This window comes from Shewanella loihica PV-4 (assembly GCF_000016065.1).
Classification (GTDB): Bacteria; Pseudomonadota; Gammaproteobacteria; order Enterobacterales; family Shewanellaceae; genus Shewanella; species Shewanella loihica.
Genome location: NC_009092.1, coordinates 2,913,734 through 2,937,232, shown reverse-complemented (window position 1 = coordinate 2,937,232; position 23,499 = coordinate 2,913,734). Strand labels below are relative to the sequence as shown.

The 23,499-nt window shown below is 50.8% G+C and carries 19 protein-coding genes and 1 other RNA gene; 12 read left to right on the top strand and 8 right to left on the bottom strand.

The genetic code is table 11. The annotated features are described in order from the left end of the window. Positions 1 to 66 precede the first annotated feature (66 nt). Positions 67 to 1,137 (bottom strand): phage shock protein operon transcriptional activator, encoded by a 1,071-nt coding sequence (gene pspF / locus SHEW_RS12915; protein ID WP_011866294.1) that lies wholly within the window; start codon positions 1,135 to 1,137, stop codon positions 67 to 69. Positions 1,138 to 1,314: 177 nt separating this feature from the next. Here pspF and pspA point away from each other — a divergent pair, with 177 nt between their 5' ends. The 6 genes from pspA to megL all read left to right on the top strand — a co-directional run bounded on the left by pspA (position 1,315) and on the right by megL (position 6,656). Beyond that, a complete protein-coding gene (gene pspA, locus SHEW_RS12910; RefSeq protein ID WP_011866293.1) occupies positions 1,315 to 1,998 on the top strand; it encodes a phage shock protein PspA in 684 nt (227 codons plus the stop codon). Between the two features lie 20 nt (positions 1,999 to 2,018). Then, a complete protein-coding gene (gene pspB / locus SHEW_RS12905; RefSeq protein WP_011866292.1) occupies positions 2,019 to 2,258 on the top strand; it encodes an envelope stress response membrane protein PspB in 240 nt (79 codons plus the stop codon). Then, positions 2,245 to 2,640 carry an envelope stress response membrane protein PspC gene (pspC, locus tag SHEW_RS12900; RefSeq protein WP_011866291.1) on the top strand — a complete coding sequence of 132 codons (396 nt, stop codon included), beginning with the start codon at positions 2,245 to 2,247 and terminating at the stop codon, positions 2,638 to 2,640. Before pspB ends, pspC begins: the two co-directional genes overlap by 14 nt. Before the next feature lie 92 nt (positions 2,641 to 2,732). After that, positions 2,733 to 4,175, top strand: a complete 1,443-nt coding sequence (locus SHEW_RS12895) for a YcjX family GTP-binding protein (RefSeq protein WP_041406664.1) — start codon at positions 2,733 to 2,735, stop codon at positions 4,173 to 4,175. An 85-nt stretch (positions 4,176 to 4,260) separates the two neighbouring features. Beyond that, positions 4,261 to 5,355 (top strand): TIGR01620 family protein, encoded by a 1,095-nt coding sequence (locus tag SHEW_RS12890; protein ID WP_011866289.1) that lies wholly within the window; start codon positions 4,261 to 4,263, stop codon positions 5,353 to 5,355. Positions 5,356 to 5,480: 125 nt separating this feature from the next. After that, positions 5,481 to 6,656: a methionine gamma-lyase gene (gene megL / locus SHEW_RS12885; RefSeq protein ID WP_011866288.1), complete on the top strand. Its 1,176-nt coding sequence runs from the start codon at positions 5,481 to 5,483 to the stop codon at positions 6,654 to 6,656. Between the two features lie 82 nt (positions 6,657 to 6,738). On the opposite strand, the gene SHEW_RS12880 is transcribed toward megL, so the two are convergent. Next, entirely contained in the window at positions 6,739 to 8,130 is a 1,392-nt protein-coding gene (locus SHEW_RS12880) for an SLC13 family permease (RefSeq protein WP_011866287.1), read from the bottom strand. 390 nt (positions 8,131 to 8,520) lie between these two features. On the opposite strand from SHEW_RS12880, the gene SHEW_RS12875 reads away from it, so the two are divergent. Together SHEW_RS12875 and ffs are read left to right on the top strand one after the other, a co-directional pair. After that, positions 8,521 to 8,820, top strand: a complete 300-nt coding sequence (locus SHEW_RS12875; protein WP_011866286.1) for a ComEA family DNA-binding protein — start codon at positions 8,521 to 8,523, stop codon at positions 8,818 to 8,820. Positions 8,821 to 8,992: 172 nt separating this feature from the next. Further along, positions 8,993 to 9,090, top strand: an RNA gene (gene ffs, locus SHEW_RS20430) — signal recognition particle sRNA small type. A 291-nt stretch (positions 9,091 to 9,381) separates the two neighbouring features. Here ffs and SHEW_RS12870 read toward each other — a convergent pair. From SHEW_RS12870 to dinG, 6 genes are read right to left on the bottom strand one after another with little or no spacing between them, the layout of a single operon-like run. After that, a complete protein-coding gene (locus tag SHEW_RS12870) occupies positions 9,382 to 9,660 on the bottom strand; it encodes a late competence development ComFB family protein (RefSeq protein ID WP_011866285.1) in 279 nt (92 codons plus the stop codon). 51 nt (positions 9,661 to 9,711) lie between these two features. Next, on the bottom strand, positions 9,712 to 10,614 hold the full coding sequence (locus SHEW_RS12865; RefSeq protein WP_011866284.1) for a histone deacetylase family protein: 903 nt from the start codon (positions 10,612 to 10,614) through the stop codon (positions 9,712 to 9,714). Between the two features lie 7 nt (positions 10,615 to 10,621). Then, positions 10,622 to 11,311, bottom strand: coding sequence for a DUF2057 domain-containing protein (locus SHEW_RS12860; protein ID WP_011866283.1), 690 nt, complete (start codon positions 11,309 to 11,311; stop codon positions 10,622 to 10,624). Positions 11,312 to 11,320: 9 nt separating this feature from the next. Continuing rightward, positions 11,321 to 11,983 carry a primosomal replication protein gene (locus tag SHEW_RS12855; protein ID WP_011866282.1) on the bottom strand — a complete coding sequence of 221 codons (663 nt, stop codon included), beginning with the start codon at positions 11,981 to 11,983 and terminating at the stop codon, positions 11,321 to 11,323. Continuing rightward, the gene (locus SHEW_RS12850) at positions 11,980 to 12,753 is read right to left on the bottom strand and encodes a sulfite exporter TauE/SafE family protein (protein ID WP_011866281.1); all 774 of its coding nucleotides are present in this window, start codon (positions 12,751 to 12,753) and stop codon (positions 11,980 to 11,982) included. The genes SHEW_RS12855 and SHEW_RS12850 overlap by 4 nt, the downstream gene beginning before the upstream one ends. A gap of 38 nt (positions 12,754 to 12,791) precedes the next feature. Further along, positions 12,792 to 14,864: an ATP-dependent DNA helicase DinG gene (dinG, locus tag SHEW_RS12845; protein WP_011866280.1), complete on the bottom strand. Its 2,073-nt coding sequence runs from the start codon at positions 14,862 to 14,864 to the stop codon at positions 12,792 to 12,794. A 138-nt stretch (positions 14,865 to 15,002) separates the two neighbouring features. Between dinG and SHEW_RS12840 the strand changes: the two genes are divergently transcribed. The 4 genes from SHEW_RS12840 to SHEW_RS12825 all read left to right on the top strand — a co-directional run bounded on the left by SHEW_RS12840 (position 15,003) and on the right by SHEW_RS12825 (position 23,407). Beyond that, complete coding sequence (locus tag SHEW_RS12840; protein WP_041406663.1) at positions 15,003 to 17,414, top strand: DNA polymerase II; 2,412 nt, start codon at positions 15,003 to 15,005, stop codon at positions 17,412 to 17,414. Between the two features lie 233 nt (positions 17,415 to 17,647). Beyond that, complete coding sequence (locus SHEW_RS12835) at positions 17,648 to 18,859, top strand: porin (protein ID WP_011866278.1); 1,212 nt, start codon at positions 17,648 to 17,650, stop codon at positions 18,857 to 18,859. An 847-nt stretch (positions 18,860 to 19,706) separates the two neighbouring features. Then, entirely contained in the window at positions 19,707 to 22,337 is a 2,631-nt protein-coding gene (locus SHEW_RS12830) for a TonB-dependent receptor (protein WP_011866277.1), read from the top strand. Positions 22,338 to 22,447: 110 nt separating this feature from the next. Beyond that, positions 22,448 to 23,407, top strand: a complete 960-nt coding sequence (locus SHEW_RS12825; RefSeq protein WP_041407283.1) for a class I SAM-dependent methyltransferase — start codon at positions 22,448 to 22,450, stop codon at positions 23,405 to 23,407. Positions 23,408 to 23,499 lie beyond the last annotated feature (92 nt).

Here is a 23,499-nt window from a genome sequence, read left to right as displayed (position 1 = left end):
GAATGAAGGGGTTTATTTTAACAGTGCTCTGGAGTTAGGGGCAAACATCATCTGCCCCTGGTGCGCTTATTTATCCAGTAAGTTGTACTTTTTTAAGATGCCTCTCAGCTGATGGTAACTAAGCCCGAGCAGCTCCGCCGTCTTCTTCTGGTTGTATTGCCCCGATTCCAGCGCCTTCTTAAGCAGCAAGATCTCCTGCTGCTCACAATGCTCTTTAAAGTCCAGTGGGAAGCTGATATCTAGGCCGTTAGCCTTGCTGGCTGATTCGGTAGCGGGCGTCGCTGGGCTCTCCTGCTCAACGGCCTGTTCACTCTGCACCTGACGGGACTTGGTCTTGACGCGGTTGGTCGGCCTATAAGGGGAAGCAAAGGGATCTATGATAATGCTGTCGATCGGCTCTTCCTGATCCGTATTGCGATAGACGGCGCGCTCGACCACGTTCTTCAACTCACGGATATTACCCGGCCAGTGATAATCCAGTAATTGGTCGATGGCATTGCGACTAAAGCCATCAAATTGTGGTTGTTTAAGCTGGCGAGCCATGCCGATGGCGAAATATTCGGCCAGGGGCATGATATCTTCCGGGCGATGACGCAGAGGCGGCAGGGTGATCACATCAAATGCCAGGCGGTCGAGCAGGTCGGCCCTAAATTCGCCCGCTTCGGCCAAGGAGGGCAGATCTTCGTTGGCGGCGCACACCAGGCGCACATCTGTCTGTACCGTCTTGCTGCCCCCCACACGTTCAAATTCACCATATTCGATGACGCGCAGCAGCTTCTCTTGGATCAACCCAGAGGTGTTGGCGAGCTCGTCTAAAAACAGAGTGCCGCCATCGGCGCGCTCGAAACGTCCTTCATGCTTCTTGTTGGCGCCGGTGAAGGCGCCTGCATCATGACCGAAGAGCTCGCTCTCTAATAGGTTTTCACTGAGAGATGAACAATTTAGCTTAATAAAGCTTTGATCCCAGCGCTTGGAGAGATAATGTAGGCGCTCGGCGATCAACTCTTTACCGGTTCCGCGCTCGCCAATAATTAAGACTGGCTTAGATAAGGGTGCAATTTTTGAAACGTGCTCAAGGACTTCCAGTAGAGCGTTCGACTGACCTATGAGGTTGTCTTGTTGAAATTGATTGGCCACTTTATTTTTTAGTCTTTCACGCTAATTATTGGTGAAAATTATAATATGTGCCCTGTGAATTAAAATAAAGAAAAAGTTATAAATATGTTTAACTGATTGTTTTTAATCGGTATAGTTAAGTTGGCACACTTAATGTATTAATCTAGGCGAAACCAACACAAATTTGAGGACAGTATTATGGGAATTTTCTCTCGCTTTGCAGATATTATTAACTCGAATATCAGCGCATTACTCGATAAAGCAGAAGATCCAGAAAAAATGGTTCGCCTGATCATCCAAGAGATGGAAGATACGTTAGTAGAAGTTCGTTCTACCTCAGCCAAGGTTCTGGCAGAGAAGAAAGAGATCATTCGCCGTATCGCTAAGGTGCAGGAGCAGGTTCAGGATTGGCAGGACAAGGCGGAACTGGCACTGTCGAAAGACCGTGAAGATCTGGCCAAGGCCGCTCTGCTTGAAAAGCAAAAGGCCAGTGAGCTGGCAAGCACCCTAGAGCAGGAGCTAGTGGTTGTCGAAGAGCAGATCGCACGCCTGAAAGAGGAAGTGAACCTGCTGCAAGAGAAATTAGCCGACGCCAAGGCACGTCAGAAGACTATCATTATGCGTAAGCAGACTGCGTCTTCTCGCCTTGAGGTGAAGCGTCAGTTGGACTCGAGCAAGATTGACAATGCCATGAGCCGTTTCGAGCAGTATGAGCGTCGTGTCGAAGGTCTTGAATCTCAGGTGGAAGCCTATGATCTGGGTAACCAGAAGACATTGAACGATGAATTCGCCGCGCTGGAAGCTGAAGATGCCGTTAGTGCAGAGCTAGAAGCCCTGAAGGCTAAGGTAAAAGCAGCGAAAGCCAAGAAACAGACTAAATAACAACAATTCTGAGGTGAGTTATGGATTTGGATTTATTAATAGCCCCAATTATTATCTTTATGGTAGTGGTGGCGCCCATCTGGCTGATACTGCACTATCGTAGCAAACGCCAAGTGAGCCAGGGACTCACTGAAGAAGAGTATGCTCAGCTGAATGAGCTAATCGGCAAAGCTGATAAAATGGCCCAACGCATAGAGACATTGGAAGCGATTTTAGATAGCGAGGCCCCGCAGTGGAGGAATCGAGATGAGCGAATCTAAGGGACGACCCTTATATCGAATCCCCGAGTCAGGCAAGATAGCTGGAGTGTGCGCAGGGATAGCGGACTACTTCAACTTCGAAACCTGGTTGGTCAGAGTGGTCGCCGCATCGATATTTTTGCTTGGGGGATCGGGGGTTATTCTTATCATCTACGTACTACTCTGGATGATCTTGGATATCAAACCTGGCAGCGCAAAGAACAAGCAACAACACAAGGAGATCGAGGTGAAGAAGAAGGTATGGCAGGCAGGAGAGCCGGCTAAGGCCGCCTTAAGAGACGTTAACAACCAGTTCCGTGATTTAGAATTCAGGTTGCAAAATCTCGAACGGCACGTCACCTCGGACAGCTTCGATCTTAAACAGCAGATCAACAATCTTTAAATCCTTTCAATGGGCGGTGTATACCGCCCTTAGCCGTATTAAGGTAAGAAGCCCTTAACCGTAAAGCCCTTAGCCAATAGTAAAAGCAAATGATGAATTCATTTAACCGCTCACTTCGTCAACTCGGCCATCACTCCAAGTCACTAGTTAAACGCACTACGGACAACCATGTACGCCTGGCGGTGACAGGTCTATCGGGCGCAGGTAAGACCGCCTTCATTACCGGACTGGTCAATCAACTGCTGCATGCCGGTGTCGGTCAGCGCCACAATGCGTTGTCGCTGCTGCAGGTCTCCCGTGAGGGGCGCCTACACGGAGTGAAACGTGCGCTACAGCCGGATCTGACCATAGCGAGTTTCGATTATGAGGGCGCCATGAGCGCCTTGTGTGGCGAGACGCCTACCTGGCCACAATCGACCCGTACCATCAGCGAGCTGCGCCTAGCCATTCGCTATCAGCCTTCGGCAGGCTTTAGGGCGAAATTTACCGACAGCGCAACGCTTTATTTGGACATAGTGGATTACCCCGGCGAGTGGCTGCTGGATCTGCCGATGCTCAAGCTGAGTTTCAAGGCCTGGTGCCAGGTGCAGGCGCGCCGCGATGCCGTATTGTCTCAGAGCGCCCATTATCAGGCGTTCGTAGCGGCTTGTCGGGAGCTGGACCTCAAGCAAAGTGCCGACGAGCTCAAGTTAAAGCAGATAGCCAGCCTATATCAGGCCTTGTTGGTAGATTTAGTGGAACAGCAAGGCTTCTATCATGCTCAGCCCGGGCGCATGTTGCTGCCGGGTGAGCTTGCAGATACCCCTATTCTCGCCTTCTTCCCCCTGCTGCATCTGAGCGAGGCCGAACTGGACGCCGCAGAAGAGAGTCCAAAGCACTCCTACTATCAGGTATTGAAGCAGCGCTACCACAGCTATGTTAGCCAGGTGGTGAAACCCTTCTATCGTGACTATTTTGCCAAGTTTGACCGCCAGCTGGTGCTGGTCGACTGCCTGACGCCGCTCAATCGCGGTAAGGCGCAGTTTGATGATATGACGGGGGCGCTCGATGCCATCATGGAGAGTTTTCATTTCGGGCAATCGAATCTGCTGAGACGCTTGTTTGCCCCGCGGATTGACAAGCTCTTGTTTGCCGCCAGCAAGGTCGATCACATCACCCGGGATCAGCAGGGCAATGTGTTGTCGCTCTTGTCTCACCTGGTGAAACGCAGCCAGCAACACGCCCAGTTTGAAGGCTGTGAAGTCGAGGTGATGGCGATCAGTGCCATCAAGGCGACTCAGCACGGCATGGTGCAGAGCCAGGGGAAATCGGTCGAGGTGGTGAAGGGGATAGAGCTCGCCTTAAACCAAGAGGTGACCATGTTCCCCGGCGAAGTCCCCACTCACTTACCCGGCGGCGATTTCTGGCGAAGGCAAGGATTTGAGTTTGTCGATTTCGCCCCGCCGCGACTGGCCGAGTCTGGCCATCAGGCTCAGTTTGAGCACATACGCTTGGACCATCTGTTGCAGTTTTTGCTCGGCGACAAGCTGAGTTAAATCGGGCACTTGGGTGTAGAGAGCTAGTTGTTTGAAAGCTAGCTGTTAGAAAGCATGCATTGCAAAGAGGGCACCGAAAAGCGTTATGAGTAAAGCCGATATGCAGATTGAAAAGAAGCAAGTGTTCGAGCCAGAGCAGGCGTTAAGCGTCACCGAGCTTAAAGCGGCAGAGCGCTTCGATGACCAGGTGGTGTTCGAGGATGCCGAGAGAGGCGAGCTCGACGAAGCGGCGCTTCAGGCACTGGTGCCTGAGCTTGACGGTATCGTTAGCCGGTCGCCATCTGGCGCGCGTCGACGCTCATGGTCATGGCTTGCCAAGGCGTCCTTGCTCGGGATTGGCAGTATCTTGCTGGTGGAGCTCGGGTTGACCCTAAGGGAAGCGTGGGCGCAGAGCCCTTGGCTGTTTGGTCTCTATGGTAGCGTGACCACTATCGTGAGCCTTTGGGCAATCACCCTAGGCGTGAAGGAGTGGCGCCAACTGCGCAGGCTAAGGGCGGTAGAAGAGGCGCAGGCGGTAAGTGAGCGCTTATCTCAGAGCATGCAGAGGGGCGAGGCGGACAAGTTTATCGACAGACTCATCACGAATCTGCCAGAAGATATCGACACCAATCGCTATTATCGCTTGGTGCACGAGGAGCATAACGACGCCGAACGCCTGATACTGTTCGAGAGCAGCGTGCTGCCGCAGGTCGATGCCAAGGCGAAGAAGCTGGTGCATCGCTATGCCAGCGAATCGGCACTCCTATTGGCGGCCAGTCCTATCGCCGTGCTGGATATGGCGATCATCCTCTGGCGCAATCAGAAGATGATAGCTGAGCTGGCGCGCTGCTACGGCATTGAGCTGGGTTACTGGAGCCGCATCAAGCTTATCCGGTCGGTGATCACTAACATCATCTACGCCGGCACGAGCGAGATTGTCACCGATATCGGGACTCAGCTGTTTTCGCTGGAGATGTCAGGCAAGATCTCCGCCAGACTGGCACAGGGGCTGGGTGGCGGGCTGCTCACGGCGCGCCTGGGCTATCAGACCATGCGGCTGTGTCGCCCCGTGGTGTTTACCCCAGACTCCCGACCTAAGCTGAGTAAGATACACACGGCCCTGCTTGGTGAGTTGAAAGACTTCTCCATTAGCGTCTTAGGTAAAACAACTGTTCGTAACAAAGATTTTACATCCAAATAGGAGATAATTTCTCGAGACAGGTTTACTCCGCGTCCCGAAACTGGGCAAGTTAATGCATCGCTGCCACGCTAAACCAATAAATATAAGCCAACAATAATAGGCAGCGAGTATGACGGAGAAAGTGTATGCAAGATAAATGGAAACTTGCCACTCAGGTGATCCATGCTGGGCATGAGGCCAATCAGCATGGCGCCTTGGTATCCCCTTTGGTGCAAAGCGCCACCTTTACCTTTGAGACAGTCGAGCAGGGCGGTGATTGCTTTGCCGGCGAACAACAAGGCTATATCTACACTCGCCTTGGCAATCCCACCACGGCAGAGCTAGAACGTAAGATGGCGGTGCTGGAAGGCAGTGAAGCCGCAGCCGCGACCGCCTCCGGCATGGCGGCGGTATCTGCGGCCCTGCTGACCAATCTGAGCCAGGGCGACCACCTGGTCGCTTCCAAGGCTGTCTATGGCTGTACCTTTGCCCTGATGACGGAGCAGTTTAAGCGCTTTGGCATAGAGGTGACCCTGGTGGATTTCTGCGAGGTGGCCAACATAGCTCAGGCCATTCGCCCCAACACTAAGGCGCTGTTTTGCGAGACGCCTGTTAATCCACATCTGGATGTCTATGATCTCGCCGCCATTGCTGCACTGGCCAAGCGCCATCAGCTGGTCAGTATCGTCGACAACACCTTTATGACGCCACTGTTGCAACGCCCGCTGAGCATGGGTATAGACATGGTGATCCACAGTGCGACTAAGTATCTCAACGGTCATGGTGACGTGATCGCCGGAATCGTCTGTGGCACCGAGGAGATGATCACTAAGGTCAAACTTGAGGTGCTCAAGGATATCGGCGGGGTGATCTCGCCTCACGATGCCTGGCTGATCTTACGCGGGCTGAAGACGCTAGATGTCAGATTAGCGCGCCACTGCGACAACGCCGAGCGGGTCGCCGAATATCTGCAGCAGCACCCTCAGGTGGCCAGAGTCTATTATCCTGGCCTCAAGGGACATTCGGGCCATGCCCTGCTGGGTAAGCAGATGCTCAGGGCCGGCGGTGTGGTCGCCTTCGAACTCAAAGGCAGCTTCGATGCCGCCAAGGCGTTCGCTAATCGACTCAAGCTCTTTAAAATTGCGGTCAGTCTGGGGGATGCCGAGTCGTTGATCCAGCATCCTGCCTCTATGACGCATTCCCCCTATTCGCCAGAGGCCAGAATGGACGCCGGCATAGGCGATAGCCTGTTGAGGATCTCCCTAGGCCTGGAAGACAGCGATGACATCATTGCCGATCTGGCGCAGGCCTTCGGGGAATAGCCTGAAGCTTTGAGTCGATAACAGTGATGTGAGCCGTTAGCTTCGATCAATAAAAAAGCCTGCGATTGCAGGCTTTTTACTTTTAGATGGTCCAGAACAGATGGGCGATTACATAGAGCGCCAACATACTGATGAAGTTGATGATCACCCCGGCGCGCATCATCTCAGATTGCTTGATAAAGCCAGAGCCGTAAACGATGGCGTTTGGCGGTGTGGCAACCGGTAACATAAAGGCGCAGGACGCTGCGATACCTATGAGCACAGAGAGCATCACGGGTGACAGGCCTAACGCCTCGGCGATGGCGGCAAACACAGGCACCAGGAGGGCGGCGCTGGCGGTGTTACTGGCAAATTCGGTAAGCATCACCACGAAGAAGATCACCGCAAAGGTAAACAGCGCCATATGGGTATTGCCGAAGATATCGGTGACCCAATGGGCCAGGAAGACGCTGGTGCCCGTGGTTTTGAGGATGGCGCTGAGCGTGAGGCCGCCACCGAAGAGGATCAGCACGCCCCAGTCAGTGGTTTTCTCAATCTTCTTCCAGTCGACCAGACCAAGCCCGGCTAGCATGACGACTGAACCCAGTGCCACTATGGTGTCGAACTGTTTAATTCCCCCCAGTGCGTTGGAGATAGGCTTGCTGAAGATCCAGCAGCACACAGTGGTAAGGAAGATAAGCAAGGTGAGCTTACCCTGCAGGGCGAGTTGTTCGTTGCTCTTAGGGATCTCACACACCACATTGAGGTTGGGTTTTAGGTAGATATAGAGCGCAATCAACATGCTAGGCAGCATGAGGGCCACGGTAAGCAGGCCAAACTCTAGCCAGTCGGCGAAACTCAGGCCGACCTGGGCTGCGGCAATCGCGTTCGGCGGGCTGCCCACCAGGGTGCCTATGCCGCCAATGTTGGCGGAGTAGGCGATGCCCAGCAGCATGAAGAGATAGGTGCTTCTGTGCTCCTTGAAATCCAGTTGCCTGAGGATCCCAAGGGCCAGAGGCAGCATCATGGCCGCCGTGGCCGTGTTGCTGATCCACATGGAGAGTAGCGCTGTGATCCCAAACAGCAGCATGCAGGCGATACTGAGTTTGCCCTTGGAGGCGGTCAATACCTTTTGGGCGATACGTCTATCAATGCCCTGATGGTTGAGGGCCGCGGCCAGCACGAAGCCACCGAAGAAGAGATAGATGATAGGATTGGCGAAGTTGCTCATGGCCGCCTTGGTTTCAAAAACTCCCAGCAAGACGCCCATGATAGGGATCAGTATGGCGGTGACGCTGATGTGAATTGCTTCGGTCAGCCAGAGTACGGCGGCGAAGACGAGAATAGCGATGCCGGTATTCACCCCTGGCTCGAAAGGCAGAAAGTTATAGAGCAAGGCAAACAGCACTATATCGCCAAATAGAATCGGCAAGTTGGTTTGGGCTGCCTGCTTTGGCGGTGCGGCGATCGCCTCTTGTGTGGTGTCGAGGGACATAGGGGTTCCTTAATTATTATTTTGGCGCTCTACACTAGCCTAGCGGTTGCGTGGCGCAACTAAATTTTTTCTGTGGCAAAACTACATTTCATACTTTTTGTGGTGTGACTGAACTCTCTTTTTTGCAGCTGTTTGCCGTATTGATCACGCTGCAGTGACGTCTGACGATCAATTTTTTTTACGGCGGCTGGGTAACGGGGCGCTAATTAATAACAGACTGAAATAAATTAAAATAATTTATTTTGTGATCCATCTCTCGCCGCGGTTAGGGCTCTGTGTTCGTTGATCACGAATTGGCGAAATTTTTGAAGCTGTTCTATGTTTTCGAGGTGGCCGAGGAAAATGGATTGTTGGCCATGAACAGTATAAGGATATTTAAGGAGAGCCCCAATGAAGAACCTACTTTTAGCTGCGTTCGTCGTAGCGTCATTTTCCCTCTTTCCCGCGCTGGCTGCCGAACAGGTTTCAATACCTGCCGACACGGCCCAGGCGAGCCTAAGCCAGGTTAATATCAATACCGCAAGCGCCCAGGAGCTGACTCAGCTCAAGGGCATTGGTGAAGCTAAGGCGTCGGCCATAGTCGAGTACCGAGATGCTCACGGTAAATTCAACAGCATTGAAGAATTAACCCAGGTAAAGGGTATCGGCCCTAAGGTGATCGAACAGAACAAGGCGATACTGGCCCTGTAGTCATCCTAGATGTCGATGGAATTTGGCCCGCACTTGCGGGCTTTTGTTTATAGAATGGGCAGTTGGGCCTATTCTGGCGATTACTCTCGGTTATTGACTTGATTGCCGGGCTGCCATAGTAGATAATGCTCGCCGTCTTAAGGATTTAATTGCTTGAGAATCTATGGTGACCCTAGGGTCCCCCCGCAATGATAACTTGTGAACTCGGCCAGGCCCGGAAGGGAGCAACCGCAGCAGGCGACTCATGTGCCGGGGTGTTGGCTCTAGGGGAACCTCCAATCCCTTATTAAACAATAACTTAGCTCGGATCTGCCACAGGTGGTACACTTGGTGGTACACTCCATGAGCAAAACTCACTCCGATTCACCTCCTTATCTGTTTCGATCTCGTCCACGCAAAGACATCAGACATTTGGTATGCAAGAATTGTCGTGCCCGAAGCTCAGCAAGGCATTTTAGGCAATCGGGAAATCAGCAAATCACCCGCCACCAGAGACAGGTTCGAAGCTGGAGCATGTACATATGATGGCTACCCACGAAGATTGTCTGGTTTTCCCCTGGGCTATTCCGCCTGAATCTGTTCTTCCGGTAGTTTTGACTTTAAGAAGGCGCGCGATTTTTCCAGTGCGGTCTGGATCTCTTCCTTCATCTGTTTGAGTTCGTCGTAGTCTTCGAAGAAGTAGGTATCCACCAGATGACGTATGTAACGTACCGGCAGTTGGTTTAGGGTCACGCAGCAGAGATCGGCTAGATAGTCTTCGGGTAGCTCGTCAAATAATCCTTCATCAGACAGTAACTCCATCAACAGCACTTCGTAATAATTGCGAATTTCCAGTTGCATAGGTCTCTCCCTCAGGCTCCGTTGTGGTTTAACTAAGCATAATCTAGTTTGCTACCATATGGCGTGAGCGGCAATAAAAACTTGTGCGTGGCGCTCGGCGAGCACCTCTATCTCCTTGCTATAACCCCCGCCGACGACGCAGGCGATGGGAATGCTGGCCGCCTTGGCGTTGTCCAGCACCAGCCTGTCCCTTTGGTAGATCCCTTCTGTGGTGATATTGAGGTGGCCTAGCCTGTCGGCCTGATGCACATCGACCCCAGCATCATAAATAATCAAATCCGGCTGATAGAGGCGAATTGCGAGCGCTAAGGTTTGAGCGACAGCCTCGAGATATTCCTCATCACCGACACCGCGGCTCAACTCCAGATCGAGATCTGAGGTCTGTTTGCGGGCGGGGAAGTTTTCCTGGCAGTGAATGGAGCAGGTGTAGAGATTGTCATAGGCCTGGCCCATGGCGGCGGTACCATCGCCCTGATGCACGTCGCAGTCGAAGATGAGCACTGTCACTATGCCCGCCAGGCTCTGGGCATGCAGGGCGGCGGAGATCAGATCGTTAAATACGCAGTAGCCGCTGCCAAACTGATAGTGAGCATGGTGATAACCGCCGCTGAGTTGCAGGGCAACGCCATGTCTAACTGCCAGCTCACAGGCAAGATGGGTGCCGCCGACAGAGTAGAGTGTCCGCTGAGTCAATCGCTCGCTAAGGGGAAATCCCAGTCGGCGCACCGCCTTGTCGGGCAGACGTTGCTCGATAAACTGCATGACATAGTCTGGACAATGGATCGATTTCAGCCACTCCAGGCTGACCGCCTCGGGGGAGTGAAATGCGGTCGGGTCGACTATCTGTCTATCCAATAAGTATTGGTAGAGTGCCTGGTATTTAGTGATGGGAAATCTGTGGTGGTGGGGTAACGCCAGCTGTGAATAGCTGGCGTGATAGACGAGTGGAACCATCTAAAAGTTACAGCTGTTTGATAGCCCAGCTCATAAACTCTTTACGTGTCTTGTCGTCGGCATGTAGCCACCAGTATTGCAACATCTGCTGAGCATGAGCGGCATCGCTAGCAGTTGGATTGGCCGGTAGCGTCGCGGGTAGGGTAACGGCTTCGACAGTACCAGCTGGTTGTACTGGCGCAGCAGCATGGGCGGCGACGGCTGTACCTGTCGCGGCGGCGGCTGCGGTTTCGATATCCTGACCCGAGTTGCCGTTAAACAGCTTGCTGACGAAGCTGTCTTCAGTGAGCTCGGTGTGAGTCACCTTGTAGTTGACCGCGCCGCCATCGATACGGCTGATCACTACTGCTGGTGATTTGGCGAATGACTTGGGCTTCTTGATGATCTCGCCTTCGGCCGGCTGCAGGCGGTAATCATAGTCGCCGTCAACCGCCAGGGTCACGATGAAGGGAGATGATTTTACAAAGCTTTCGCTGTCGCTGAAGTCGTCTTGCACCATGTCATGGTAACGGATAGCGATTTTGTGCGTGCCTTGGCTTAGCTCAAGATCAGATTTGTGATTAAACAGGCTGCCTTCTACCTTCTTGCCGTCTAGGGCAAGGTATTCGAATGCCATGGGGATGGAGAGGTTGGCAGCCATTGCCGATGAGGCACCAAGCAGAGCGATTAAAGCGGTGATTGGCTTGATTGATTTCATTGTTGCTCCTTAACGATTCTGATGCTTGTATGGGCGTTCGAACGCCTGAATACGATCTTCTATATAGCTGATAGCTTGTCGGCACTTGCCTAAGCGGCGATGGACCAAAAGTATTTCATTTTGCAGTGCAATTTTGTCAGCACTATGACAGTTTTCAAGCTTAGATTGCAAATGTGCAATTTTTTGTTCAAAGGTGTGAACCCAGTTCATATGTTTGTTCAATTCTTCATAGAGCTGGTGGCTGTTATTCATCACGCCAGCCGCGATCCAATTAAATCCGCTCTGGGCATGGCTCTTCTGTCGCCGCTTGCGCGCGTGGGCGATGCGAGACGCCTTCTGCTGCTCGGCCGACTTTACCCCTAGCGCCGTGGTATTCAACGCGCGCCTCAGGGCGGTAAACCTGTCCTGAATACCTTCGCAGGCCAGCGCGATGGTGGTCGCCGAAATATTGCCCTGGAGCAACTTCTCGAGCTGAGCAATCTTCTTACTGAGCTGATCTATGCAGGGGCCAAGCTGAGCACCCGCTTGATTAAACAGATTGTCGTTAAATCGCTCTGTATCTTGCAGCAGCTTACGCTCGCCCTTAGGCAATTGGCTGTCGTGTTGCAGCACCTCTTGCTCTAACTGTTTTAGTTGGACTCGCAGGCGGTGGATAAGTTCATTTGTCTTCATGCCCAGGCTCCCCAGGCCAGATTAATGGCGATGAGTATCACTATGCTAATAAACAGGGGGCGAATAAAAGGCACGCCAAATTTGATGGCGGTGCGGGCGCCGATGAATGAGCCAAGCATCATACACAGCCCCATCGACAGTCCGACCATCAGATTTACCTGGCCTAATGCCAGAAACACACTCAGTGAGGTGAGGTTGCTGATCAGCGTCATGGCTCTGGCAAGGCCACAGCTATTGAGTACAGGCAGCTTATATTGAGACACACTGCTGATGGTCCAAAAGGCGCCGGTCGCCGGGCCGGCAAATCCGTCGTAGAAGCCAAGCGGTATCCCTTGGCGCCACTGCTTAAATTTAGAGGGCGCCTTTACCGGCGGCTCATAGGTGGGGCAGCCCATGGCATTGGGTTTTAGTAGCGTATAGAGGGCCACGGCGATGATAAACAGCGGTAGCCACTTCTCGAGCCATTGATTGTCGATGAGGTAGACCACAAAGGTGCCTATGACAGCGCCGATAAAGGTGGCAATGGAGGCGTGATACCAAAATCTGGGGGTGAAAAACTGCTTGCGATAGTAGGTGAAGGCCGCCATGGAGGAGCCGAAGCTGGCCGCCAACTTGTTAGTGCCCAGCGCCGTATGGGGTGGAATGCCTATGGTGAGCAGGGCCGGGATCGACAGCAGGCCACCGCCACCGGCGATGGCATCGATAAAACCTGCGATAAAGCCGGTCGCAGCCAGAATCGCCCAGCTACCTGGGTCGAGTAATAGATCCAATGGTTATCCTATTCGGTTGCTTTCTATTAGATAGCTTTCTATTCAATGACTTGACGAAAGGGAGGCAGGGCATCCAGTAGGGACTTGCCGTAGCGTTTGGTCACTAAACGGCGATCCAATATGGTGATTCTGCCATAATCCTCTTCTTTACGCAGTAATCTACCACAACTTTGGATCAGTTTACGCGAAGCATCTGGGATCGTCAGCTGTAAGAAGGGATTTCCTCCCTTTGCCTTAATGTATTCCGCGTGTGCCTGTTCCACCGGTGAGGTGGGCACGGCAAAGGGCAGTTTTGTGATGATCAGGTTCGTCAGGTAGTCGCCGGGAAGGTCGAGACCCTCAGAAAAACTGCCGGTACCGAAGATGATGCTGACCTCGCCGTTATCGCAGCGCTGCTTATGATCTTGTAGCAGCTGCTGACGGGAGGCTTCCCCTTGGATAAGCAGCGGCGACTTAATCTTGCTTCTGACCAGATCGGCTACCTTCTCCATCTGCCAGTAGGAGGCAAACAGTACTAGGGTCGCCATCTCACCGTCGATTAGGGTGAGGATCTGTTCCGCTAGCTCGTCGGTATAGCGATCGTCCGTGGGTTCGGTGCGCATCTTGGGCAGATATAGGGTGGCGTTCTGCTGGAAATCAAACGGACTGTCCATGGCCAGATAGCGACTGCCATCGTTGATGGAGAGTCCTACCTGATGGGTAAAGTGGTTGAAGTTATTCAGTGCCCTCAGGGTAGCGCTACAGAGCACCACGCCGGCGGCCTTCTCCCACAGCAGGGTTTCGAGCATATATCCCACCTCGATCGGCGAGACGTTAAACAGATAGTCGCTCTGTTTGCCTACCAGGTGCTCGACCCAGCGAGCCATGGGGGCGCCCTTGGCGCTGTCTTCCTTGGCCATCATCTTCCACAACTTCTGCAGATTCTCCAGGCGCTGTAACATGAAGCCTGTCTCGCTCAGTAGCTGCTCCGACTGATGCTTAGGTAGCTCGCCATCTTTAATCGCCTCGTTGAGCAGCACCAGCATCTTGTTAAATTGCTTGAGCGCGCTGCTCGATGCCGTGGCCAGGTTTTCCGCCAGCATGGTCAAGGCCGCCGGTAGCTTGCCGTGTTCGAAGCGGATGCGCCGCTCGGGGTTATCAAACTTCGCCGCCTGGCCGTCGCAATATTGGGCGACGCTGGTGAGCAGGCTGGTGAGATCGTTGATGTGATCTAGCATGGCCTGGGCGGGGGCGATAATGTTGTAGCTCTTGAGCTGGTTCTGCAGCTTGGCGCTGGTTTTGCCGACCTTTTCAAGCCAGTCGATGGCGCCCCTGAGGGTCGCCTGGGCACTGGAGAAGTCTCTGGCCACTATCGGCAGGTGATGGGCCTCGTCAATCACATAATAGAGCTCTTCCGGATCTGGCAGAATCACCCCGCCGCCCAGTTCGAGATCGGCAAACAGTAGGCTATGGTTGGCAATCAGTACGTCCCAGGTGTCGACATCTTCACGGGCCTTATGGAAGGGGCAGTGCCTGTGGCTGGCGAGCTGTCTGTGGCAGCTGTGTTTATCGCAGGCGATCTGCTGCCACAGGTGATCCGGCAGCTGCTGAGACAGTGTGTCGCGCTCGCCGTTCCAGCGTCCTTCGTGAAAATCTTTCAGCAGGCCTTGTAAGAGCTCGACCTGGTTATGATCCGGCTTGGTCTGCCACATGGCCATCTGAGTGCCGTCATCGCCGCCGATCAGCATCTCAAGCTTAGAGAGACAGACATAGCGTTGACGTCCCTTTACTAGGCCGAAGGTGAAGTTGAGCCCTGATTGTTTGGAGAAGAAGGGTAAGTCCTTGTTGAGAAGCTGCTCCTGCAGGGCGACCGTGGCGGTGGCGATACAAACCTTCTTCTTGCTCGCCAACGCCAGTGGAATCGAACCTAAGATATAAGCCAGCGACTTACCTATGCCTGTGCCTGCCTCGACCACTATGATGCGTCTATGCTTGTCATATTCACCGGCGAGTGTCTTGGAGATCTCGGCGACGATATAATTTTGTTCCCGGCGCGACCTAAAGTTAGGCAGGGCGGCGGCAATCTCTTTGTAAATCGTTCGGATCTGGGTTTTAACGTCGGCAGATAACATGAAGGCTTAGTGCTGGCAAATAATGCTGTACATAATAACAGTGATTACATAGCCTAAGAAGAGTTGAAGTAAGGAATTCACGACTTATTTGTTGTCGTGTCACCTAATGTGTTGAAATTAATTGGATAATAGCCAGGCTTGCATGATTTAAACACCCCGCTGGTGAGCGTAAAAGGGCGGATCTTAACCCGTCACCACCAAGGCAGCGAATTACATTATTACCTTAGTACGGCTGAAGGGCCGGCTCGGGTCATAGTGCCCAATGGCGAGCGCATCTGTTTTTGTCGCACTCAGGATGAGTTGCGCCTGCTCGGAGACAATCGTGAGAGTGGGATACGCAGTGAGGCGCTTAATCTGACCACCTTCCAAGATGAACCGGTCAGCGCACTCTATTTCGCTAATAATCAAAGCTTTCGTCATCTCAGTCGTATCGCCACCGATAAGGGGATCTCCCTTTATGAGTCTGAACTCAGGGCCGAGCAGCGTTATCTCATCGAGCGCTACATCGCCCTAGACGTAGAGTTTATCGGCCGCTGGCAAAGCCAAGCACTAGACACGCCTACGCTCATCGCCGAGCGGGCCAGACGCAGTGAGCTAGATGTTAATCGAGAAGTTAAGCTGGCTGTGGTCTCGCTGGATTTCGAATGTGCCATGGATGGAGAGCTTTTTAGTGTCGGGCTGTACGGCCAATCGGCCAGCGGCGAGCCCTATCAACAGGTGATCATGGTGGGGGAAGCGTGTGACTCGCCGCCTGAGTATCTCTCACTTGTGCCCAATGAGGCGGCATTAATTAAGTCGCTGCTGGATTGGTTTAAGCTCAATGATCCCGACATCATCATAGGCTGGGCGGTAGTGACCTTCGACCTGGCGCTCTTGTATCGCAGGGCCAGGGCGCTCAATATTCCGCTGACGCTTGGCAGGCTAGGCACTCAGCTTTCTTGGCGGGTCGATAACAAATATCGACCCGAGACCTTAATCTTGCCTGGGCGTGTGGTGCTCGATGGCATCGACTGGCTCAAGGCGGCCTTCTATCAGTTTGACAGTTTTAGTCTGGAATCTGTCGCCAGAGAGTTACTCGGTGAGGGGAAGGCGATTCACAACGTCAGTCACCGCGCCGAGGAGATAGCGACCCTGTTTCGTGAGGATAAGGCGGCGCTGGCCCACTACAATATTACCGACTGTCGCCTGGTGTGGGAGATCTTTGCCAAAACCGATCTGTTGGCATTTGTGATGGAGCGTTCGCGTCTAACCGGCTTAGAGCTTGGCCGGGTCGGCGCCTCGGTGGCCGCGTTTAATAATCTTTATCTGCCCCATCTGCACCGCGCCGGCTATGTCGCCCCCAGCGTGCCGGTCAGCGATGGCATAGAGAGCCCAGGCGGCTATGTGATGGACTCTAAACCGGGTCTCTATCAACATATATTGGTGCTCGATTTTAAGAGCCTTTATCCCTCGATCATCAGAACGTTTTTGATTGACCCAAAGGGGTTGGTGGAAGGATTAAAAGCAGAGGCTAATGCCGGGGTAAAGGGAGTAAGAGAAGGCAATGACACCGTGCCTGGCTTTTTGGGCGCCCAGTTTAGTCGCAACTCGCCTATTCTGCCCGAGCTTATCGCCAGCCTGTCTGCCAAGCGCGAAGAAGCCAAGCGCGAAGCCAACGCCCCCCTGTCGCAGGCGATAAAGATCATCATGAACTCCCTATACGGCGTGCTGGGGTCTCGCGGCTGCGTATTCCACGATGCGCGCCTGGCAAGCTCAATTACCCTTAGGGGTCATGAGATCATGAAGCAGACCAAGCAATGGATTGAGGCGTTGGGCTTGACCGTTATCTATGGTGATACCGACTCTACCTTCGTGCATATCTCCTCGCCCGAGCGTGTCGGTGATATCAATGCCTTTGCCAGGGAGTTGGTCGCATCGATCAACGAGAAATGGCGACTCAAGCTCAAGCAGGAGTTTCAGTTAGAGTGTTACCTCGAGCTTGAATATGAGCGACATTTTGAGCAGTTCTTCATGCCGACACTGCGTGGCTCTACCGAAGGCTCCAAGAAGCGTTATGTGGGCGCCTATCGTCAGGAAGACCAAAGCCTCAAGCTGGTGTTCAAGGGGATGGAGCAGGTGAGGAGTGACTGGAGCCCCTTGGCGCGGGAGGTACAGGCCGAGCTCTATTATCGACTGTTTGCCAAGCAGGATGTGCTCGGCTATTTAAAACAAATTGTGGATGCGCTGCAGCGGGGAGAACTCGACGACAGGCTGATTTTTTCTAAACGCCTTAGGCGCAACATCGAAGACTATACCGCTAAGTCATCACCCCACGTGAAGGCGGCGACTCTCTGGTGTCAGCGAAGTGGCAATGACAGTCATGGCAAGCGGGGCGAAAAAATAAGCTATCTGATGACACAAAACGGCGCAGAACCTGTACAGCATCTACTCGGAAAGATCGATTATCAGTATTATCTGGATAAACAGATCGCCCCCATTTCTGATCCCATACTTTCAATTTTAAACACTAGTTTCAATAATCTTGTGGCCAAGCAAATGTCGTTAATTTAGTTGTTTTCTGGTTGTTGAGATAGTGATGAGTTGTTAACGTTTGGTGTAAAGTCTGAGTTTTCTGGAATTCTTTAGTTAACTTGGTGAAAAATAGCGCCGTTATTGTGATATTCGTCTTTGAGGGAATGCTAATCTTTTGCTAGTCTTTAGCTGAAATTGGAACGAAATAAAACAACGGAATGTCGCACAATAAGATAAAGCAAACTGAACATAACAAAAGGTTAGACTAACAGATGAAGAAGAGTGTAATAGCAACAGCGTTAGCGGCTGTCATTTTTGTCCCCGCTGCATCCGCTATCGAAATCTATAAAGACGATAAAAATGCGGTAGAAATTGGTGGTTTTATTGATGCCCGTGTTATTAACACTCAAGGTTCAACTGAAGTGGTTAACGGTGCGTCACGGATCAATTTTGGTTTCACCCGTGAGATGAGCGACGGCTGGAAGGCGTTCACTAAGCTGGAGTGGGGTGTGAACCCATTCGGTAACAGCGAAATCGTTTACAGCAGTGAGAGTAACTTCGAATCTAAGAGCGGTGACTTTCTTAACAACCGTCTCGGTTATGTCGGTATCGCCCACGATCTCTATGGTAGCCTGACCATAGGTAAGCAGTGGGGTGCTTGGTATGACGTGGTTTACAACACTAACTACGGCTTCGTATGGGACGGTAACGCTGCCGGTGTTTACACCTATAACAAGGCAGATGGTGCGGTAAACGGTGTGGGTCGTGGTGACAAGATCGTTCAGTACCGTAACAGCGTAGGCGATCTGAGCTTTGCGGTTCAGGCGCAGCTAAAGAATGATAAGTTCTATACCTGTGAATATGATCCTAACCTGTCTACCGACTGTAAAGAGCGTTGGGACAGCCAAGATCCTGTCTTAGATTCAGAAGAAGTTAAGTACAACTACACCTATGGCGCGTCTGCGACCTATCAGGTTAACGACAAGCTTTCTGTCTCTGCTGGTATCAACCGTGGTGAGTTTGATGTCACCTTCAGAAAGACCTCAGAGCAGATCACCGCAATCGACGTGATCTACGGTATGGGTGTGACCTGGGGTAACTGGGACGCCGACGGTTTCTATGGCGCGGCTAACTTTAACAAGAACGAGAACCACGATACCGATAACCTGGGTCGTCTGATCAAGGATTCATACGGTGTCGAAACACTGTTCTCTTACAAGTTTGATAACGGTTTCCGTCCCTTTGTTTCTTACAACATCTTAGACGCGGGTAAGGACTATGTGATCCAGCCTAACAACGTTGACCCTAACTCTTCGTTCAAGCGTCAGTTCGTGGTTGTTGGTCTGCACTATGTGTGGGATGCCAACACAGTGCTTTATGTTGAAGGTCGTAAAGACTTCAGTAAGTTTGAAGGTGCCGATGCTGAAGCCCAGGCTAAATTCGAAGAAGACGGTATAGCCATAGGTATTCGTTACACTCTGTAATACGCCTTGTCATTACGAGTGAAAGTCTGACCAATTCAAAGAAAAGCGCCTAATTGGCGCTTTTTTATTACCTTTCTAAAATCCCAATTCTTATCCATTGATGGCGAGTGATGACCCTGCCATAAGCTACTCTATTTATTCTGCTCGACTGGTTTTTCACACTAATATTTGAGTGTCTATCAAGAATCGAAGCTAGGTCTCATTGCCTGGCTCGAGGCTAGTCTCTATCTGCGCCTAGTCTAGTCTTAGTAGGATCTGGGTCTAACCTTAGTCCTTACCTTGTTTTATCTTAACTACCCCTAATGCTGCCGAATTTGCCTTATGTGAGAGGTATTGCGATTTAATCTCTAACAGCAGGTTAATTTGTAATCAATTCTTTACGTACGGTTGCTGATTTTACCCAATTGACAGCGTGATTTTACAATTAAGCTTCTTTGTTACAACTACTGATATTTAACATCTTGTCGATCATTGGTTTGATGAATCGCTAATTAATAGCCCACCTAAATTAGTTTTATCTGTAATCAGTGTCCGTATGCCAAAACACTATATCTCATTGGTTTTATATGGTTTATTCATAGCTCCTCTCTGTTCGCAATACTTTGTTGCGGCAATTTTTGCCCTAAATCGTCGACTTGCTACATCTAGCAAAAATCTGACTTATTGTGACAGGCGTCTACAAATTGAGCGATCGCCAATTAAATCTGTGAAAATAGTGATGCGATTGTTGATTAAATGTTTCACATGTGGTTCTATTTGTTGGCGAATGTGCACAAGTGTAACGATTGATGTTTATTTGTGTTTACTTTCACAAAAAAATAAAAAATAAAGTCCAGGGAGAAACAACATGTATAAGAACAGCTTATTAGCTAATTCAGTGCGTTTCGCACTAGTTGGCGGTGCAGCTATGACAGCTTTTACTGCTCCAGCAGTATTCGCGGCAGACGAGCAAGCTGCAGATAAAGTTGAACGTATTGAAGTTACTGGTTCACGCATTAAGCGTAGTGATCTTGAAGGTGCTTCACCTGTAACAACGATCACTGCAGACGATATGAAAGTTGAAGGTAACTTTACAGTAGCCGATGCGCTACGTAACAGTAACTTAAACTCTTTTGGTTCATTCTCTGAGCGCTCTGGTAGCTCTGCTCAGTCTCAAGCAACAATCAACCTACGTGGTGCTGGTTCAAGCCGTACCCTAGTTCTGATCGATGGTAAGCGTTTCCCAGGTTCACCTACTCTAGGTGGTTCTTCTGCTAACCTTAACGCCATCCCTATGGCAGCGGTTGAGCGTATTGAAATTCTAACCGACGGTGCTTCTTCTACTTACGGTTCTGACGCGATTGCTGGTGTTGTTAACATCATCATGAAGAAGAACTTCCAAGGTATCGAATTCAACGTTGGTGGTGGTTCACGTGACCGTGACGGCGGCCTGACAAGTAAAGAATTCTCTGTGGTTGCTGGTTATGAAATGGATAAGGGTAACATTACCTTTGCATTCGACCATCAAGACCGTAAGGGTATCGCTGACGGCGACCGTGCTTTCTCAGCTCCTTGGATGCGTGACCTGAACGGTGACGGTGAAATCCAGGCTTACAGCGAAACTGATGGCTGGTCTATCTATGGTGCAACCATTGCTTCTCCAGACTTCTCAGAAGCTCAAGCTTCACCACTTTGTGATGACTTAGCAGCACAATACGGCGACAACGTATTCAAGACTGTTAAAGCTGACGATGACTGGGGCCCAGGTTCAACTTACTGTATGTATGCATACGGTAACGTTTCTTATAACAAAGCTTCTGTTGACCGTAACACTGTTTATGTAGATGCAAACTATGAAATCGCGGAAGATGTAGAGTGGTTCGGTCGCATCATGTTCACTCAGAACAACTCTTTCGGTCGTTATGCGCCTCCAGCTGCTGCTTGGAACAACATGTCTGCCGATAACCCACATAACCCTTACGGCGAAGAAACTCGTGGTTACTTCCGTTGGGTTGGTATCGGTACTCGTGACGGTAATGTAGATGACTACAACCAAGATTACCTGACGGGCCTTCGTGGTTCTATCAGCGCATGGAACGATGCGACTTGGGAATTCTACTACCACTACAACAAGGCCGATAACAAGTCTATCGGTGAGTACTACCTGAGCTACTCTGGTCTTGCTTACAACGAAGCTAACGGAATCGATCTAGGTTCTGAAGCCGGTGTAAACAACATGAAGGCCACTACTCTGACTCAAGACCGTGCTACCTTCCACCAGTACAATGCTGGTATCGGTTTCGATGCATTTGAACTGCCAGGTGGTGCTGTTGCTCACTACTTCGGTTTAGAGTACTTCGAGCAAGATTTCGCTTCTATCTATGACGCGCAATCTGAAGCGGGTCTAATCGGTGGTAGCGCAGGTAACTCTGCTGGCGGTGACCGTCAAGTATGGGCTGCATTCTATGAAGCGGCTATGCCTCTAACTGACACCATCGAACTGAACATCGCAGCTCGTTACGATGATTACAGCGATTTCGGTAACAACGTAGCGCCTAAGGCATCTGTTCGTTGGCAAGCTCTGGATAACTTGGTTCTACGTGCTTCTTACTCTGAAGCGTTCCGTGCACCAGCTCTGGATCAGCTATATGCTGCAACCACTTTCAGTGCTGATGACGGTACCGACTACCCATACTGTGTATCTAACGGCATTGCTGATTGTCCTGAGAAGCAATACGATACATACATCCGTGCTAACAAGGACCTAGGCCCTGAGACTTCAGAGTACATCAACTTAGGTCTTGCATGGGATATCGTAGATAACTTCGGTATTAAGGTTGACTACTTCGACCTGAAGATCGATGACGTTATCAGCCGTCGCTCTATCACTAACGTAATGCGCGGCATTGCAAGTGGTAACCTGGCTCCATCTGATACCTTCTACGTAGTTCGTGCTCCAGGTGAAGCAGGTAAACTAGGTAAGGCATTAGAAGTTGGTACTGGTTATGGCAACAGCGATAAGCTACAGATCAAAGGTATCGACGTTGGTCTAAACGGTAACTTTGAAACTGACTTCGGTGACTTCGGTATCGCATGGACTAACAGCTTCGTTCTTGAGTATGTTGAAGAAGTTGAAGGTGGTTCAGGTGCAATCGACACTGCTGGTTGGTCAGGACAGCCTGAGTACAAGTCTGTATTTACTACTACTTATACAATGGGTGACCACCGCGTATCTTGGAACATGAACTACACTGACAGCACTTACGAGTCAAGCAAGTCAGTTGGTGACACTATTGTTCCAGAAGGTAGCTTAGATTCATGGTTGATCCACAACATCAGCTACACCTATGATGCAGGTTCTTTCGGTGCAATTATGCTAGGTGTTAACAACCTCACTGACGAAGATCCTGTTCTATCTTCAGACGGTAAGTTCGAAAACGCTGACCTGTACAACAACTATGGCCGCGAATACCGCGCAAGCTACACTCTGAAGTTCTAAGAGTAAGCCAATAGTTTTAGTATAAATATCTGATAAAAAGGCCCTATTTAGGGCCTTTTTTTATGGTATTAATAAAAGCCGATAACAAAAACGACAAAAGGGCGAGCATTATGAGCCATCATTGGGACGAATACTGGCAACAGGGACATCTGACATCTTTTGGTGACAGTTTTTCTGGCAATTACTCTGGTGTGCTAGAGACAAATTGGCATCAGGATTTTAATGCCTTAGCAGACAACTTTAAGGTGCTGGATCTCGCGACTGGCAACGGGGCACTACCGCTGCTGTTGAATCAACATTTCAAAGGCGCTAATAAGAAAGGTGAAGTAATAGGTGTAGACCTTGCCCAAATTAATACCAAGTTGGATGAGTTAGTGTTAAATGAACAGGTGAGGCTATCACTGCTTTCCCACATAGATTGTTCGTGCTTGCCGTTTGAGGATAATAGTTTTGACCTGGTTATCTCCCAATATGGTCTTGAGTACTCTGATTTAGCTCTTTCTATTCCGGAGGCGATTCGTGTGCTTAAGCCCGGAGGCAGACTTAGCTTGGTGACTCACCATAGCCGTTCGATGATCATCAATCGAAACCGGCGAATATTGAATGTCGTCAGTCAACATTCGATAACCAAAGTATTCGAGACCATGGAAGCGCTCATTTTGAAAATGGGCACGCTCACCAACGCAGACGATGTTCAGCGCATCAAGCAAGATATCGAGTGCGAGCGATTGCGCCACCAATTGAATCAAGAGATCTCAACCCTGGCTCGGTCCGATGAGGAAGGGCTGAAGGACAGTGAGTTGCTTACCTATGTGGCGAGCCTTTTTCAACAAGGCCTATTTTGGCCCTTGGCAAAGAAGCAGCAATATCTCTCTTTTGCGCGGCAGCAGATTGAAACATTAAGAGATCGCCTCGGTGAGCTTGTCGAAGCATCTCTAGATGAATTGGCACTTTCAGCCATGTTAGCTAATCTAATTGAACTGGGTGCGAACTTAACCAGCATTAATCAGATTGAAGACAACGATGGTCAGATATTGGGGTGGAAGATTGTCATAAATAAAACTATCTAGTATTCGCGGGGCTCAATTCGCTATATGTATAAAAGATGTTTCAGATAGACCACGTGGTAATACCAGCACAACATAATTTGATGCAAACGTTT

What these genes read in the sequence shown, in the direction of transcription:
- SHEW_RS12870 (WP_011866285.1), bottom strand. Translation starts at nt 9,660, where the DNA reads ATGCAACTGGAAATTCGCAATTATTACGAAGTGCTGTTGATGGAGTTA.
- megL (WP_011866288.1), top strand. Translation starts at nt 5,481, where the DNA reads ATGCAAGATAAATGGAAACTTGCCACTCAGGTGATCCATGCTGGGCAT.
- dinG (WP_011866280.1), bottom strand. Translation starts at nt 14,864, where the DNA reads ATGTTATCTGCCGACGTTAAAACCCAGATCCGAACGATTTACAAAGAG.
- pspC (WP_011866291.1), top strand. Translation starts at nt 2,245, where the DNA reads ATGAGCGAATCTAAGGGACGACCCTTATATCGAATCCCCGAGTCAGGC.
- SHEW_RS12875 (WP_011866286.1), top strand. Translation starts at nt 8,521, where the DNA reads ATGAAGAACCTACTTTTAGCTGCGTTCGTCGTAGCGTCATTTTCCCTC.
- SHEW_RS12825 (WP_041407283.1), top strand. Translation starts at nt 22,448, where the DNA reads ATGAGCCATCATTGGGACGAATACTGGCAACAGGGACATCTGACATCT.
- SHEW_RS12895 (WP_041406664.1), top strand. Translation starts at nt 2,733, where the DNA reads ATGAATTCATTTAACCGCTCACTTCGTCAACTCGGCCATCACTCCAAG.
- SHEW_RS12860 (WP_011866283.1), bottom strand. Translation starts at nt 11,311, where the DNA reads ATGAAATCAATCAAGCCAATCACCGCTTTAATCGCTCTGCTTGGTGCC.
- SHEW_RS12890 (WP_011866289.1), top strand. Translation starts at nt 4,261, where the DNA reads ATGAGTAAAGCCGATATGCAGATTGAAAAGAAGCAAGTGTTCGAGCCA.
- SHEW_RS12830 (WP_011866277.1), top strand. Translation starts at nt 19,707, where the DNA reads ATGTATAAGAACAGCTTATTAGCTAATTCAGTGCGTTTCGCACTAGTT.
- SHEW_RS12855 (WP_011866282.1), bottom strand. Translation starts at nt 11,983, where the DNA reads ATGAAGACAAATGAACTTATCCACCGCCTGCGAGTCCAACTAAAACAG.
- pspA (WP_011866293.1), top strand. Translation starts at nt 1,315, where the DNA reads ATGGGAATTTTCTCTCGCTTTGCAGATATTATTAACTCGAATATCAGC.
- SHEW_RS12835 (WP_011866278.1), top strand. Translation starts at nt 17,648, where the DNA reads ATGAAGAAGAGTGTAATAGCAACAGCGTTAGCGGCTGTCATTTTTGTC.
- pspB (WP_011866292.1), top strand. Translation starts at nt 2,019, where the DNA reads ATGGATTTGGATTTATTAATAGCCCCAATTATTATCTTTATGGTAGTG.
- SHEW_RS12865 (WP_011866284.1), bottom strand. Translation starts at nt 10,614, where the DNA reads ATGGTTCCACTCGTCTATCACGCCAGCTATTCACAGCTGGCGTTACCC.
- SHEW_RS12880 (WP_011866287.1), bottom strand. Translation starts at nt 8,130, where the DNA reads ATGTCCCTCGACACCACACAAGAGGCGATCGCCGCACCGCCAAAGCAG.